Origin of the sequence: Leptolyngbya sp. FACHB-321, assembly GCF_014695975.1 — a bacterium.
Taxonomy (GTDB): Bacteria; Cyanobacteriota; Cyanobacteriia; order Leptolyngbyales; family Leptolyngbyaceae; genus Stenomitos.
Genome location: NZ_JACJPI010000045.1, coordinates 56,610 through 71,713, shown reverse-complemented (window position 1 = coordinate 71,713; position 15,104 = coordinate 56,610). Strand labels below are relative to the sequence as shown.

Genomic DNA, 15,104 nt, shown 5'->3' with positions numbered 1-15,104 from the left:
ACTACAGTCAGCTTCATCAGTCAACTCAAAGTTAATGCCTTCTTAGCGGGTTGGAACTCATGGTTAAAAGATCTATGTTTAGCCATTTTGCGCCATGCATAGCCCTTAGCATTTGGGGTGCAGCAGTGTTGCTGCCATCCGTGGCACACGCCGAAGTGCCGCTTAATCGCGCAGTCATTGCTTCATTGCGCAATAAGGTAGAGCTACTGTTAAAAAATCAAGCACGGCGATCGGCAAAGGTTCGCGATACGCTGGTTCCTGGTGATGCGCTTTCGACCGCTCGTGCTGCACTTGCAGAACTTCGCTTCAATGATGGCTCTTTAGCAAGGATCGGTGGGCAAGCGCTGTTTCGTTTTCTGCCAAAGACTCGCACCTTTAACCTCTCGAACGGGACGTTGCTACTCTTAGTGCCGCCGGGTCGTGGGCAAACTCGTATTCAGACACCCAATGCCGCCGCTGGCATTCGTGGGTCGGCGCTGTTTGTGCGCTACCTTCCCGATACAGACGTAACCCTGATTGGGGCACTCACCGACAGTGGCATTGAAATTACCAACCGCGATCGCACTCAAACGCAACCGCTAGAAGCAGGGCAGATTGCAGTTGTCGTTAAGGATCGAATTGAGCAGGTTTATCGCTTTGACCTCAAGACGTTCTATGACAGTAGCGACTTGGTAAAAGGGCTGGATTTGCAGCGCTCTGCACCTAGCAATGGTACTGGCACACCAGTTGATCAGGCGATCGCGGCAGTCCGTACAGAAACCTCTGAGGCTGTAAAAACACAAGCCAGTCTTGGAATTTTTAACGGAGCAACAGCAGCAGATGGGCAACCGCTAACTCCCAACGTCAACGCCTCCCAGGGAAACCAAACAACGTCTATCAGACCCCTGGATCAGCTAACTGCACCTGCCAGCCCGAGCGCCTTGCCAAACAATTACTTATTCGTATCCCCAACACTTGCCTTACCAACTGCCTTTCCCCCAACAGTAGCGATTCCAACACCACCTAACTCAGCAGCAGGGGCAGCTCCAATTCCAGGGTCAGTTGGTACTGGCACAGTGCCAACCGGCAACATACCAGGACAAGGCGGCCTACCACCGGAGCAGGTCGGCAATACACCGGGGCAAGGCGGCGACCCACCAGGGCAGGTCGGCAATACACCGGGGCAAGGCGGCAGTCCACCACCAGGGCAGGTCGGTAACACACCAGGACAAGCAGGCGACACACCAGGACGCGGTTTACCTCCAGGCCAGGCAGGTACAACGCCAGGGCAGTCAGGCAATACACCAGGACAAGGTGGTGGTTTACCTCCAGGCCAGGCAGGTACGACGCCAGGGCAGTCAGGCAATACACCAGGACAAGCACGGTAGGCTTAAGCACCCTGAGCAGAAGGTTTCTTTAGCAAAAATATATTGAAAAGCACTCAAGGTGCCAGTCGTTCCAGGTGCCAATTGCCTTCCTCTAAACGGTAGCGGAGACGATCGTGCAAACGGCTAGTGCGTCCCTGCCAAAACTCAATTTGATGAGGAATGACTCGATAGCCACCCCAATGCGGCGGACGGGGAACTGTTTCATCGGCATAAGTTGCCTTCAACTCAGCAAACCGTTGTTCCAGCACCTCGCGATTGCGAATCACACGGCTCTGCTCAGAAGCCCAGGCACCCAATCGGCTGGCTAAAGGTCGGCTTTGAAAATAGGCATCTGTTTCTGCTGCTGCCACCTTTTCTACCTGTCCCTCAATCCGTACCTGGCGCTCCAGCACTGTCCATAAGAAAACTAGCGCTGCCTGTGGATTGTCCGCCAGTTCCCGCCCTTTGCGGCTTTCGTAGTTGGTGTAAAAGGCAAAGCCACGCGCATCTAAGCCTTTGAGTAGCACAATACGAGCAGAAGGAATGCCATCACGAGTAGCGGTCGCAAGGGTCATGGCGTTTGGCTCTGGTAACTCGGCGGCGATCGCCTGATCCATCCAGCGTTGAAATTGCTGGATGGGATCAGGGTCAACATCTGCCTCGTTCAGCGCTTGCAATGTGTAATTTTGACGAAGGTCAGCAATAGATTGAGTCATTGGCTTGAACAGCGATGCAACAAAGCGTTGAGGACGGCACTGGCGATTCTAGCAAGATCAGAGCAGTCAGCGATAAGTAGGGTTGGCTATCCGTCCCATCGTACCTGCATTGCCTGGCTTAGAGCCGTCGTGAACTGCTGTAAATGCTTACACTCATGGGTAGCCATGAGCGTGAGACGCAGACGGCTGGTCGGCACAGTCGGTGGGCGGATAGCAGGTGCAAAGATGCCTGCTTGCCGCAGCAAGGTTCCGAGGTGCAGCACGATCGCTGGACTGCCAACTTGCAAACATAAAATGGGTGATTCAGACGGTAGAAGTGTGATTGCTGTATCAGTCGTGGCTGTAAGTTGTTGACTCAATGGCTGGAGCGCCTGCTTGAGCTGCGTTACGTTTTGCCAGAGCTGGGCACGGCGATCGGGGTCTTGCTGGACAATCGTTACGGCTGCCAGTGCGGCGGCGGTATCGGCTGGAGACAGCCCTGTAGTGTAAATGAAGCCAGCCGCACGGTTCCGCAAGTAGTCGATCAACGTGGCTGAACCAGCGACATAACCGCCCAAACTACCCAGCGCTTTGCTAAGGGTGCCGACCTGCACGATCGCCCGACCCGTACATCCAAAATGCTCGACACAGCCCGCGCCCGTTGCGCCTAATACACCTGTAGCGTGGGCTTCATCCACCAACAGCATGGCATCAAACGTTTCTGCTAATGCCAAAAGCTCTGGTAACGGGCACAGGTCACCATCCATACTAAACACGCTGTCAGTTAGCAATAGACAACGACGGTGACGATCGCGGTGCTGCTCCAACAACTGCTGTAGTTGAACAACATCACAGTGGGCATAGTTCAGCACAGTGGCACCGCTGAGAACAGCACCCTGCTTGAGGCTGGAATGATTGTACTGGTCTGACAGGATCAGATCACGTTTGCCTACTAGTGCGCTCACGGTTCCCAGATTCGTCAGGTAGCCAGAGCTAAAAACCAGGGCGGCTTCGGTTTGCTTGAGCTCGGCGATCGCCTGTTCCAACTGCTCATGCAGTGCTCGATGCCCACTCACTAGACGAGAACCAGTGCTGCCTGTGCCGTACGCTTGTGTGGCAGCGAGCGCGGCTTGTATCAGACGATCGTCCCCTGCCAAGCCCAGATAGTCATTACTGCCAAAGTTAAGTACAGGTTGCCCTGCCATCTGCACAACCGATCCAGAACGTCCCTCGATCGCATGTACAGAGCGATACCAGTCCGCTCGATGAATCGTCGTGAGAGCAGACTCAAGCCAGGCATACGGATTGGCAGTCATGACCACGTAAGGTTAAGCATCAATACCCGTTTGGTGCATATAGCTGAGAAGCCAGTTGGCGATCGTCGCCCGTCTCGTCTTTCGTGGCACCAACTCATTCACCTTGTAGCCCTGAAACCCCAGCTTGTCCTTCAGCAGTTGCTTGTTTTCAGCAGGAATCGATCGCGTTAGCTTCACCGTTGGCGGACGGTTCTCAATAAAGTCTGGCGGTTCAGGATACGTTTCTTTCCAATCAGGCGCAACAGCAGTAGCGTCCCAGCGATCGCCTGCATCATCCCGACGATAGCCCAAATAATGCCACACCAATTGATTCACCGTCGCGTCATCCAGCGTATCGTGAAGGATCGCCCAAAGGGTTTCGGTAGTTAGGGGTGGAAGGTTAGACATTTGTATAGTTGGTAGTCAGCGATCAATTTGGAAGCGAAGGCGATCGCCCAGACCTTCGAAAGCTCCACTGGTAACGCCATGATTTTGACATAATTGTTTGCTGCAATCTATCGGCTAAACCTGAGATGCATAAACTTCATCACGATAGGCAAAACCATCCTTATTTAGCAAGACTGTCAAAGTGCTATCAACTTACGCCTTGCTACAACTTAGCATCCTCCCATTTAGGCTTAAGGAGTAAATCGCTGCCAAGGCTGCGCTGGGTTATGCAGTGTTCCACTTAATTAGACAAGAACAACCATTGCTCTCTGGTACATAATAATTACTTAAAACTTTAAAGAATCTTTTGACGACCAAATTGTTTTATTAAAACAACAAGCATCACAATACAGGAGAAAAATGTTAACAAACTGCCTACCCCAATAATCCCTTCATTACCATTAGCGGTCAGAAGTGTATGTAAGAAAAAACCAGAATGCAAAAAACCATATGCTGCTAGCCCAATAGGAATGATTACAGGAACATCCCATAGGTCCAATTCTTTTAGCCAGCATACTGTTGCAGCTCCTATCGCTGATAGAGGAACTAGCCAGTTTGGTAACTCCAGTTTCCAAAAAGAAAGCCTGCCGTTCCAACCTGTAATAGCTGTAACCACTTGAAAATCCAACATTCCAGAACTTGCACCAATTCCATTGTTTCGCGATAAATCTGTAAAAATTTGCAGAAGCGAACCTGAAACTTTCCCCCACAGCATATAACTAGCAAAGAAGATAAACGTAGCTGCAACTGACACAATAATTACATATCGCGATTTAGCAAGTTTAGGACGGGATGTCATATATTTCCTAATATCTTTCTCATACAAATTTTATCTCAATTAGACAGTTTTCCATTTGCTTTACCGATGGCTCGCCGGACAAAGAAAGTGCTGGAAAGTTTCGAGGCGTCAAACTGAACACCAAGTGCCTCCCCCTTGTACGGGTCGTCATTAGGCCGATTGACGTTATTGCTGCCCTGGAAACTTGCCTATCTCTAACTAAGCGCTGGCAGCTCAGTCACGTAGCATCAGACTAAATAGATAATCTTGAAGCTTGAGGTGCTATGTGTCATTTAAGCGCGATCGATCACCCCTAAACAAGCTGCCCGTAGTAGAGCAGCAAAGTTTTGGGACAGTTTCCAGCCCAGCATTTAACTGCCCCTTCCACGCCTTCACGCCTTCACCTTCACCCTTCCACTCAACGCCCTACTACGTTCCTCCAACGTCTTAAGAATATCCAACGTTACCGGCTCAAGATCCCGTAGCCATAGGGGTTTAATGAACTTGTCTAGAGGATTGAAATCCACAATCCATTGACCAATTCGCACCCCGATCGGCTCTAGATGTTTTCCAGCCAGTTCAGCCTGTATCAAGTGCTGACGTTCTAAGTGTTTGACCAACCACAGCACATCACTGGTTGCCTCGTCTTGACCGTTAATACTGCCCGCGATAGTGTCATGATCAAACGAAATGAGACTAGTCAGGTTAAAGAGGCGGCTGCGATCGATCAGGCATAAGGTCTGCTGACGATCGGGCAATACTCCTAAGCCCAGACGATCCAATAGCTTTGCCAAAGGCTTGATTGGAATGGCGCTTTCAGTGTCGCTGATATCAGGAGCCAGTAGCAGCGATCGCTGATCGCGAATGGCACTCCGGCTACCAAGGCGATCGCTGATTTGCTGTCTTTGTACCTGCGTTTGCCGAGACGGGGTGCAGACTTGCAGGTTTGCTTGCCACTGATCGTCACTTAACAGTTCCAGCAAGGCAATATATTTACACCCGAGGCTGTGTCCAATCCAGGTGTAGTTTTCGGGATGCTGATATATGTCAGTCTCATAGCCCGATCGCGCTGCCAGAGCAATAATTTCTGGTTGAAGACGCTGCTGTTCGTCCAGCAGTGATAGCGCTACTGACCAGTGCCGAAAGGTAAACCGGAACGGCAAGGCAACGATCGTGTAACCTGCCTCAAATAATTGGCTCAGGAAATAGCGATAAAACAGCGTGGGAAAAGAGCCAAAAAAAGCGCCGCCGACAAACTGAATGACACCTTTGGGCTTGGGATGTAAGGCAACCCAGCTAAACAAAAGTGGTTGAAAGCGAAAAGAGGGCTGCATAAGTTTTCTTCTAGAGAATGGGGTCACAGAGATTGAAAGGCAATGTCTATGACCCCGTTGACCGTAGCGCGATCGGTTTGAAGCTACTTCCGGCTGACTTGAATAGGAATTTCTAGCTTGGACAGCAGATCGCTGAAACTCTGGAGGTTTTCAGGGCTGAAATCTAATTGAGCCATCAAGCCAACCAATGACTGTGCTTGCTCTAGCGGTGTGCCTTCAATCAATTGAGGGGGTACCTCGGTCGTCATTTCTGCCAGCACATCCGTCAGAATGGGACCGATGAGGATCGGGCGACTTGGCTCTGGTGCAACTTCATTAAGTGCTTTGCCAGACGCGATCGCCAACGCATAGTTGATCTGGTCAAAGTCCCCAGTCAGGGTAGCGGGATAGTTGTTAGGCAAGAATGTGCCACGAATCTCTGGGTTGAGCAGCACTTTGGCAGGCGTAGCACTCTGAGACACAAAGCCTTCCCTAATATTCTTGAACAGAGCAGGTAGGGTCAGTTTGACATAACCACGAATTTCCAAATCGGGGTTTGGGTCAGATAACAGACCCAAAGACAACTTGGGCAAGAGCTGCACCGAGGCAGTTTGTCCTGCTGGTAAGCGGAAGAAACCGCTAAAGCTAGTAGCCGTCACGCCACCAGAAAGGGCGATCGATGTGTTAGCTCCAGCAATATCAACCAGCAAATCAGCATTATTGAACAACGTGCGATCGGGGTCAGCCGGATTAGGTTTGCTGATGACAAATTCCAATCGAAACGTGAGATCTTTGGTTTCTAAATTACTGATAGTGAGGAAGTAACCTTGCACAGCACGTCGAGCGACAGCCGTAATAGCACCACTACCAGGAACGGCAGCAGGAAAACGTGGCGCGATTGGTTTTACTAACAGTTCAAACGTTGAAAGTTCCATACTTTGCAATCTCCAGGTGTGGGGGTTAACTCCAGGCTCAATGCCTTTACAAATCAATTCTGGCTGAAATAATTTGAAAGTCTGCTACCCGCTGGGGTGATTTCTATGAGCAAAAATAAACTTAGAAGATACTTTAACACCGCTTTTCATTGGCTTCCCACACAAAGCTGAAAGTCAAGTAGAGAAACGTTTTCGCTCTGTTTGACATAATCGTTCATCTTAATTAAGGCTGTTAAAGCCCTAATTCTTCGTCATAGTAACTGTCTTAATCTTTTTCAGATATTTCCAATTCAACTATTGCTTGATTTCATCTTTTATGGCAAGAGGAGAAGCAAGCTTTTCCTTGATTTTTCAATGGATTAATCTGCAGTTACTCTGGATTCTATTGAGAAGTATCAGCCAGCTAAAAGTCTTTTACATTTAATTCAACTTGCTTACTTTTCCAAGCCCATTTAATCAGACTGATATGCTTTTTGATTGGTGAATGGGGAGCAAAGTCTGGTGATCAAACTGCTGCAAATGCTAGTTCTAGCTGTTGCACGATCGAACTAAATTCTTTCTCTAAAAGCAGCTTCAGTAATTACACTCAGTTGCTTAACCAGTTCTACACTGCACAGAGATAAAATTCCGGGATGCTCTTGAAGAGTTGGTTAGCCAAAGCAGGCTGATAGCTTGAGGGTTAGATCTTTCACTCCTGACAGTCTGGCTTAGGATTAGGCGTTATACCTTTTTTACGAGCAAGTCCTTCCAGATGAAGCCGACGTGCTGTCTGACGACGCTCTCGTTCTCGTACCCGGCAGGGTCGGCACCGAATGGCTGTTGTCCATACGCCGCCTTTAGCGACTTCGTACCACCATTTTTGTTGGCTTGCTGTCCAAATCGCCCTCACGCCACAGTCTTGGCACACGAATGGGCGATCGAGGTAATAGCCACGTTGAACAAAGTCTGGTGCACCATAGCTGTTATCTGGAGCAAGGGCAGCTCCATCAACCAAGACTCCACCCAGTGCTACTTCCAATTTTGCTTGTTCAGCCACTTGTTGAGCAATTGTTTGGGCTGCTGCTTTCTTTCGCCTGGCTTTAATTTCTTGACGACGCTGCTTACCGCTTTTCATAAACGGTCTTCCATCACACTCGACGTTTAGTAGCACCAATTCTAAGCGAAGTGAGCAACTGTCTCCTCAATGAATCATCTAGCTTACGAGTGTTTCCTACTGCTGAGGATAGCGTTACAAACGCATACTTACGATCGAATGCTAAAGCGCCCTAGCGATCCAGCAATCTCAATGCATTGAGTAGATTACTGTCTTTTTCAGTAGGGTTCGATTGAGCTGAATCAGTAAGATGACAGTATGTCGAGTACTCTGACGCCCCAACTATCATTTAGACGTCGCCTCATCCGCACGATCGCGCTGCCAGTCTCGCTCATGCTGTTCTTGGCAGGCGTATCTATTTGGCAGATCAGTCGTCTTCTATTCGTGATGCGGTGGGTTGAGCATACCGATCAGGTCATTGCTCAAGCAAACCGCGTGGAAAGACTATTTTCGGAGGTGGAGTCTGGGCTGCGAGGCTATTTACTCACGGGGGAAGCCGAACTGCTTGAGCCGTATAAACAAGCAGAGGTACTGGTAGAACCTTCATTCAAGAACCTAGTCGATCTGGTTTCAGACAACCCGTCCCAGGGTCAACGTTTAATTCAGGTTGAAACACAATATCAGCAGTGGAGCAGCTATATTCCTTCGTTGATCGCTGGCAAACAAAATAACGTAGCCTTACCAAGCGCAGTCTTAAAGAAGCGCAATCAGGTCATGGTCGCGATCCGGCAAGAGATGAGCCAGTTTATTCAAACAGAGGAGCAACTGCGAACGACCCGCTCTGCAATGGTGCAACGTACGACCCAAACGGTAGTTGGCAGTAGTCTTGTGCTGGCTGGTGTACTCGGAGCCATACTTGCCTATTTTATCTGGCGTCAAATTTACTCAGTTTCTCGTCTTTACGAAGACGCCTTAAAGGTAGCTCATGAACAAACTCAATCGGTACAACGATCGGCTGAGCGCCTCAAAATTCTGCATGAGATTGACCAGGCAATTTTAGCCGCGCAATCGGTTGAGTTGTTAGCCCATGAAACGCTATCCAAGCTGAAAGGCATTTCTGCTTACAAAGAAGGGGCAGTAATTCTGCTCAAGCCTAGTTCTGACCTCAACGAAACCCAGGTTTTAGCGGAGGATGTTGACCAAGAATTAGCTGGCATGATCGTACTCATGACCGAGCAAGAGGCACTAAACTCGCTTGAATGCAGTGACTCTCTCTGCTACGTCCAAGACATCTCTACCCTGCCTCATCGTTCATCGGCTCTAGAAGCATTATTAGCCAAGGGCTATCACAGTCTCCTGACGGTGCCTCTGCGCGTAGAAGGGAACTCGATCGGTGATCTTCATTGGTTTGCTAGCCCAGTGGATGCTTTCGATGCTCAGAAGCAGGAAGTTTTTCGTGAAGTGGCGGCTCAGTTAGCGATCGCAATTCAACAGTCGAGGCTGCGATCGCAACTGCAACAATATGCGGCTGAACTGGAGCAGCGAGTGGCAGAACGTACTATGCGTTTGCAGGCAGCCAATGACGAGTTAGAAGCGTTCTCTTACACAGTGGCTCATGATCTGAGAGCACCGCTGAGAGGCGTTGAAGGCTATGCGTCAGCGCTGATTGAAGATTATGGAGCGCAATTAGATGAAGTCGCGCAAGATTACATTCATCAGGTCATTGCAAGCATTCACCGCATGAATAACCTCGTCCAAGACTTGCTGGCGTATAGTCACCTGAGTCGGGAAGAGATTGAGCTTGTACCCGTTTCTTTAACACACGTGCTAGCAGAAGCTCAAACGCAACTAGAATCAGCCTTAAAAGAACGACAAGCTGAAATCACCGTAGCTGAACCCTTACCTAAAGTGATGGGACATCACTCTACCCTCGTGCAAGTCGTTGTTAACTTGCTGTCTAACGCCGCTAAATTTACAACCATGGCAAGTAAGCCACAAATTTACATCTGGGCTGAAGCAAAGCAGCATCAGGTGCGTCTTTGGGTCGAAGACAACGGCATTGGCATTGAACCACAGTATCAACAGCAGATCTTTGGAGTTTTCGAGCGGTTACATGCTAGAGATGCTTACCCTGGTACTGGCATTGGTCTAGCCATTGTCCGTAAAGGGGTAGAACGTCTAAGTGGGCGATCGGGCGTAGAATCTACGTTTGGTAAAGGAAGCCGCTTCTGGGTGGAGTTACAAGGAGTGAAGCCGTGAATAGCCTGCACAGTTCTACAATTTTGCTTGTAGAAGACGATCCAGCAGATGTCTTTAGAATTCAGCGAGCCTTCCGCAAAGCGGACATCACCAGCCCGATGCAGGTGGTAGATGATGGTGAAAAAGCCATTTATTACTTAAGCGGGCAAGCAGACTATCACAATCGGGATTGCTATCCATTACCAGTGCTTGTCCTACTTGACCTTAAACTCCCCCGACGCTCTGGCTTCGATGTCCTTAACTGGCTGAGGAATGAGTCTGATACAAAACTCCTGCCTGTAGTGGTTTTGACCTCGTCTGAGCAACAAAGTGATATTGATCAAGCCTACGCCGCAGGAGCCAATTCTTACTTAGCCAAGCCGCCGAGTCCGACTGAATTACTAGAAATGGCGCGGACTATTGGTCTTTATTGGCTTCTTTTTAACCGTTTACCAAAAGCCAGGTTTAGCTAAGACAGTTTGAATTTCCAGAGAAAAATCAAGATGACGCAACTACAAGCACGACAGCAGCAGACAGTTTTGGTCATAGAAGATGAGGCATCCGATCGTTTCCCCCTAGAAAGAGCCTTCCACCAATTGGGTCCAGAATTTTCGCTTCAAGTGGTTGAAACAGGGCAAGCGGCGGTTGCCTACCTTGAGGGAAAGGCACCTTATAGCGATCGCTCTCAATTTCCTTTACCCGCCTTGATTGTGCTTGACCTGCGGTTGCCAGGTATGTCAGGTTTAGACCTGCTCAAATGGATACGCGAGCAATCCCAGTTCAAAGACTTGCCGATTATTACCTTAACCGCTTACGGCAACCGCGACCTACCCCGCGCCTATGAGCTAGGCATTAATTTTTACCTGCTTAAACCCGCCGAAGCTGATTCGTTAGCGGAAATCTTGCAAGCAATTGGCTTATATCAGAGATAAACCCTCTATGTTTTTGAGCTATGCGGATGAAAGGACTTGAACCTTCACTTCTTACGAAACTAGAACCTAAATCTAGCGCGTCTACCAATTCCGCCACATCCGCTTATCTAGCCAGACTATCATACCAAAGCCTTGTCACACGATCGCTCACTTATTTGTGAGTTCTTAGAATGAAGCGAGTCATAAGGAGTCGATCGCGCTTGCTCAGGCATCATTGCTCACGAATTGATGAAATTCGGATCATCGCTTAAGGTTAGAGTGGTACTTCTCTAAAAATTTCTGCAACGTCTTTCGATCGCCGCCGCAAGTTGCTGTACTGTGCGATCGCTTCAGAAAAAACGTGACGAAACGACTCAGTTCAGCCGTATTCAATCTCAAGGAAATTCATTTATGACCGCTACCCCCGTTCGCCCAACAGAGCAAAATCATGAAGTTAAAGATTTGTCCCTTGCCCCTTTAGGACGGCAGCGGATTGAATGGGCAGGACGCGAAATGCCAGTGCTGCGGCAAATTCAAGAACGGTTTGAAAAGGAAAAGCCTTTGGCGGGTATTCGGCTGGTCGCTTGCTGCCACATCACTACTGAAACAGCACACCTAGCGATCGCCCTCAAAAGCGGTGGTGCTGATGCCGTCTTAATTGCTAGCAACCCGCTCTCAACTCAAGATGATGTCGCAGCAAGTTTGGTAGCAGACTACGGTATTCCTGTGTTTGCCCAACGTGGCGAAGATAGCGAGACTTACCTGCGCCACGTGCAAATTGCCCTGGATCACCGACCCAATATCATCGTGGATGATGGTTGTGATGTCGTGGCAACAATGGTGCAAGAACGTCAGCAGCAGTTGTCTGAATTGATCGGCACAACCGAAGAAACGACTACTGGGATTGTGCGTCTCCGTGCCATGTTTAACGCTGGCGTGCTGACCTTTCCAGCTGTCAATGTTAACGATGCCGACACCAAGCATTTCTTCGATAACCGCTACGGCACCGGACAATCTACCCTGGATGGCATCATCCGGGCGACGAATATTCTTCTAGCAGGAAAGACGATCGTCGTCGCAGGTTACGGCTGGTGCGGTAAGGGCACAGCCCTACGTGCACGCGGCATGGGTGGCAACGTCATTGTGACTGAGATTGACCCAGTACGGGCGATCGAAGCAGTCATGGATGGCTTCCGCGTGGTGCCGATGGCAGAAGCTGCAAAATATGGCGACATCTTCATCACCGTGACGGGCAACAAGCACGTCATTCGGGGTGAGCACTTTGAGTCCATGAAAGATGGCGCGATCGTCTGCAACTCTGGGCACTTCGACATTGAAATTGACCTCAAGGCATTAGGCGCTCAGGCAACGGATGTCAAAGACGTGCGCAACTTTACGCAAGAATATCGCCTCAAGAGCGGCAAATCAGTTGTTGTGTTGGGTGAAGGTCGCCTGATCAATTTGGCTGCTGCCGAAGGGCACCCCAGCGCTGTAATGGATATGAGCTTTGCCAATCAGGCGCTGGCTTGCGAGTATCTCGTAACCAACAAAGGCAAACTGGAACCAGGCATTCACTCAATTCCGGTAGAAGCAGATAAGGAAATCGCTCGCTTAAAGCTACAAGCCATGGGCGTGGCGATCGACTCCCTCACCCCAGAGCAAGTGGAATACGCCAACTCCTGGACATCGGGTACCTGATCGCAACAAAAGCGAACGCGGAAGAAGTCTTATAGCCTGACAAAGGCAAACATTAGTATCCTGCTTCAGCCTTCTGAGGCAGGATTTTTTTAAGGCGGCAGTGGACGCCAGGGAGACAGAGGCGCAAAGACAGTGGATCTCTGAGCTTAAAGTTTAAGTTTAGAGGTGTTAGCGCAGTGTAAATTCAGTTCTGACTGCTGACCGCTGATTGCTCAATCGCTATTGCCGCGTCTTAAACAACACTTCAGGATCCTCAAGTTCAGCATAGTCAACAAACGAGCCTGCGTGGGGTTCAGCCGTATTAAAGCGAGCGAGTACTTCGGGATGAATTGCAGTAAGGGCACGCGATCGATGGCTAACGTAGAAGGTGAAGTTAATACTGCCAACGCGAATGCGATCGCCATCCTTCAATATATGACGCTGCTGAAGCCGCTCACCATTTACAAAAGAGCCGTTCATGCTATTCAGGTCAATCAACTGAAAGCCCACATCCTGAATATATAAAATTACTGCATGACGACGAGACATTGCACGATCTCTCAGCGGAATTGCAGCTTCGCGGTTACGCCCGATCGTCCAAACCATCTGTGGTTGAGCCAACGTTTGAGATTCATCAGGCAAATTGGTAATAATAAACGCCTGCTTTCCCTGCACCACACCCTGGATGTATTTCTGCGGTTCAGAAAGTGTCTCAGTTGGAACTGCCTCTGGCTGGCTGACTGGCAAATCCATCATCAGAGTGGCAGCTTTAGCAAACGAAGCCTCATCACCCTCGGCAAACACATCAGCATATTCCGCCTGAGTCACTGAAGGAGAAACCTGAGCTGCTATAGAGTGCGAGTCAGCTTGCTGCTTTTGGGGTTCAAATGAGCTAAGTTTCGGGTTCATGCGTGCTTTCTAAACGGTGAGTGACGACGGTTAAGTTTCGCTAGTGTTCCCTAGAGACCAGATTACCCTAACGAAATCTTGCTTTACAGTGGACAGAAGTTGAACTGTCACGAGTGAACCCAGCCTCGATCGCTCTAGCTTGATTGCGTTCGCATTAACAAAACAGCACTCCCACAATTATGGATTTCGTGCCACCAAACTAGAAGCTTTGTCTGCTATAGACTTGCACCTTTCAATTAAATCAACCATCCCCGTTCACTCCTTCACCTCTTCACTCTTCACCCCTTTATCCTTACCCACCACCAATAGCTTCCCCTCTAAACTTTCTGCAACTCCCCGTACAACTGTTCTTATCAGCGATTCATGCGTATGCTTAGTAAAAGGCTCTAAGTTGTTGCTAAAGAACCGCTCACTATGCGTCTAGGCAAAGTTGTTAAATCAAACTCGCACTGCGACTACATTGTGGAATTGGACGATGAACGGAGTCGAGCCAATTCACCGACACCAGATGACTATGGCTTTGGTTGTTTTGTGCGGCTTAATGACAGCGATCGCCATTGGGCTGTCGGACTTGTCTACAACACTCAGTTATTCAACCCAATGTTTTTGAACATGGGTCCCCGGCTGTCAAGCGAACCTGATCCAGTGTTTGCACCCGATTTAATCAGTGAAACCCGGACGTTGTTATGGACGGTGCTGATCGGTACACTCGAAGCAGAAAACGGGATTTCCTACGGTTTACACGGCATCCCTAGAGTAGTTGTGCCAATCAACACGCCTGTCGAAACGATGACGGAGGATGAGATTCATCGCTTTCATCGCAATCGAGAGGGGCAATCTCAGTTTTGCTATTACAGCCATTTACTACGTTGCGGCGGCACATTTGCGGCTCAACTCACGCGACAGGTATTGCTTGAGCTGATCGACAGCCACCTCTTTAAGGGAGAGGAGCAGCGAGCGCTGAATATTCTCTGCAAAGAGTTATCGTGGAAGGAAACGATGGGTGCAATGCGATAGGCACTATGGCGGATTGAGGGTCAGAACCCTCTTGCGTTAAAGCTTGGAGTCTGTAAACTACTCACTACAGTCATGCTTGCTATCCATGCAATCGAGGGAAAGATGAAGTTAAATAAAAACCGACAGCCTTCGTAAGAAACCTGTCGGTCAGTCGTGTGTTCCCTGTTGATGACTCGGCTAAAGTTGAGTCTCTTAAAGTATCTTCTTCTAACCTTGCAGCAGAGGCGATCGAGATCAGTGATTGGCGTGATCTTCGTCACACAATAAAGTACCGTACAAAAAAACCGACAGCCCTCGAAAGAGACCGTCGGTCAGTCGTGTGTTCCCTGTTGATGACTCGGCTAAAGTTGAGTCCTTTAGAGTATGTCTTCAGAGCTAGGTAGTTAACGCGATCGAGATCATTCGTGTGAGTGATTTTGATCACATCGATCTACCCAGTAAACTGCCTAAGTGCTTAACTGGAGCCTTTAGCTGGTAGTACCTGGCTTTAAGTAACGGTGCCATCAAGTA

Annotated in this window: 14 protein-coding genes and 1 tRNA gene; 6 read left to right on the top strand and 9 right to left on the bottom strand. The window is 49.2% G+C overall.

Going from position 1 to position 15,104, the window contains the following annotated elements:
• Nucleotides 1-59 precede the first annotated feature (59 nt).
• Entirely contained in the window at nt 60-1,367 is a 1,308-nt protein-coding gene (locus H6F76_RS07865; protein WP_199321986.1) for a FecR family protein, read from the top strand.
• A 53-nt stretch (nt 1,368-1,420) separates the two neighbouring features.
• On the opposite strand, the gene pdxH is transcribed toward H6F76_RS07865, so the two are convergent.
• The 7 genes from pdxH to H6F76_RS07830 form a co-directional block, all read right to left on the bottom strand.
• Nucleotides 1,421-2,062, bottom strand: coding sequence for a pyridoxamine 5'-phosphate oxidase (pdxH, locus tag H6F76_RS07860; protein WP_190507255.1), 642 nt, complete (start codon nt 2,060-2,062; stop codon nt 1,421-1,423).
• A gap of 86 nt (nt 2,063-2,148) precedes the next feature.
• The gene (gene bioF, locus H6F76_RS07855) at nt 2,149-3,357 is read right to left on the bottom strand and encodes an 8-amino-7-oxononanoate synthase (RefSeq protein ID WP_190507254.1); all 1,209 of its coding nucleotides are present in this window, start codon (nt 3,355-3,357) and stop codon (nt 2,149-2,151) included.
• A 12-nt stretch (nt 3,358-3,369) separates the two neighbouring features.
• Nucleotides 3,370-3,744, bottom strand: a complete 375-nt coding sequence (locus tag H6F76_RS07850) for a DUF1823 family protein (RefSeq protein WP_190507253.1) — start codon at nt 3,742-3,744, stop codon at nt 3,370-3,372.
• Between the two features lie 334 nt (nt 3,745-4,078).
• Complete coding sequence (locus tag H6F76_RS07845; protein WP_190507252.1) at nt 4,079-4,582, bottom strand: hypothetical protein; 504 nt, start codon at nt 4,580-4,582, stop codon at nt 4,079-4,081.
• A 371-nt stretch (nt 4,583-4,953) separates the two neighbouring features.
• A complete protein-coding gene (locus H6F76_RS07840) occupies nt 4,954-5,895 on the bottom strand; it encodes a DUF1350 family protein (RefSeq protein WP_190507251.1) in 942 nt (313 codons plus the stop codon).
• Nucleotides 5,896-5,978: 83 nt separating this feature from the next.
• Nucleotides 5,979-6,809, bottom strand: coding sequence for a hypothetical protein (locus tag H6F76_RS07835; protein WP_190507250.1), 831 nt, complete (start codon nt 6,807-6,809; stop codon nt 5,979-5,981).
• 688 nt (nt 6,810-7,497) lie between these two features.
• Nucleotides 7,498-7,923 (bottom strand): zinc-ribbon domain containing protein, encoded by a 426-nt coding sequence (locus H6F76_RS07830; RefSeq protein WP_190507249.1) that lies wholly within the window; start codon nt 7,921-7,923, stop codon nt 7,498-7,500.
• A gap of 237 nt (nt 7,924-8,160) precedes the next feature.
• On the opposite strand from H6F76_RS07830, the gene H6F76_RS07825 reads away from it, so the two are divergent.
• Genes H6F76_RS07825 through H6F76_RS07815 form a run of 3 tightly spaced genes read left to right on the top strand, consistent with a single transcriptional unit; the run spans nt 8,161 to nt 11,012 of the window.
• Nucleotides 8,161-10,101 carry a CHASE3 domain-containing protein gene (locus H6F76_RS07825; RefSeq protein WP_199321985.1) on the top strand — a complete coding sequence of 647 codons (1,941 nt, stop codon included), beginning with the start codon at nt 8,161-8,163 and terminating at the stop codon, nt 10,099-10,101.
• Nucleotides 10,098-10,553 (top strand): response regulator, encoded by a 456-nt coding sequence (locus H6F76_RS07820; protein WP_190507247.1) that lies wholly within the window; start codon nt 10,098-10,100, stop codon nt 10,551-10,553. Before H6F76_RS07825 ends, H6F76_RS07820 begins: the two co-directional genes overlap by 4 nt.
• Before the next feature lie 30 nt (nt 10,554-10,583).
• Entirely contained in the window at nt 10,584-11,012 is a 429-nt protein-coding gene (locus H6F76_RS07815) for a response regulator (protein ID WP_190446979.1), read from the top strand.
• 21 nt (nt 11,013-11,033) lie between these two features.
• Here the strand turns inward: H6F76_RS07815 and H6F76_RS07810 are convergent.
• Nucleotides 11,034-11,115: transfer RNA gene (locus H6F76_RS07810), tRNA-Leu, on the bottom strand.
• Between the two features lie 287 nt (nt 11,116-11,402).
• Here H6F76_RS07810 and ahcY point away from each other — a divergent pair.
• Nucleotides 11,403-12,689: an adenosylhomocysteinase gene (gene ahcY, locus H6F76_RS07805; RefSeq protein ID WP_190507245.1), complete on the top strand. Its 1,287-nt coding sequence runs from the start codon at nt 11,403-11,405 to the stop codon at nt 12,687-12,689.
• Between the two features lie 219 nt (nt 12,690-12,908).
• On the opposite strand, the gene H6F76_RS07800 is transcribed toward ahcY, so the two are convergent.
• On the bottom strand, nt 12,909-13,577 hold the full coding sequence (locus tag H6F76_RS07800; protein ID WP_190507243.1) for an FHA domain-containing protein: 669 nt from the start codon (nt 13,575-13,577) through the stop codon (nt 12,909-12,911).
• Nucleotides 13,578-13,991: 414 nt separating this feature from the next.
• Between H6F76_RS07800 and H6F76_RS07795 the strand changes: the two genes are divergently transcribed.
• On the top strand, nt 13,992-14,594 hold the full coding sequence (locus H6F76_RS07795) for a hypothetical protein (RefSeq protein ID WP_190446982.1): 603 nt from the start codon (nt 13,992-13,994) through the stop codon (nt 14,592-14,594).
• The last annotated feature ends 510 nt before the right edge of the window (nt 14,595-15,104 follow it).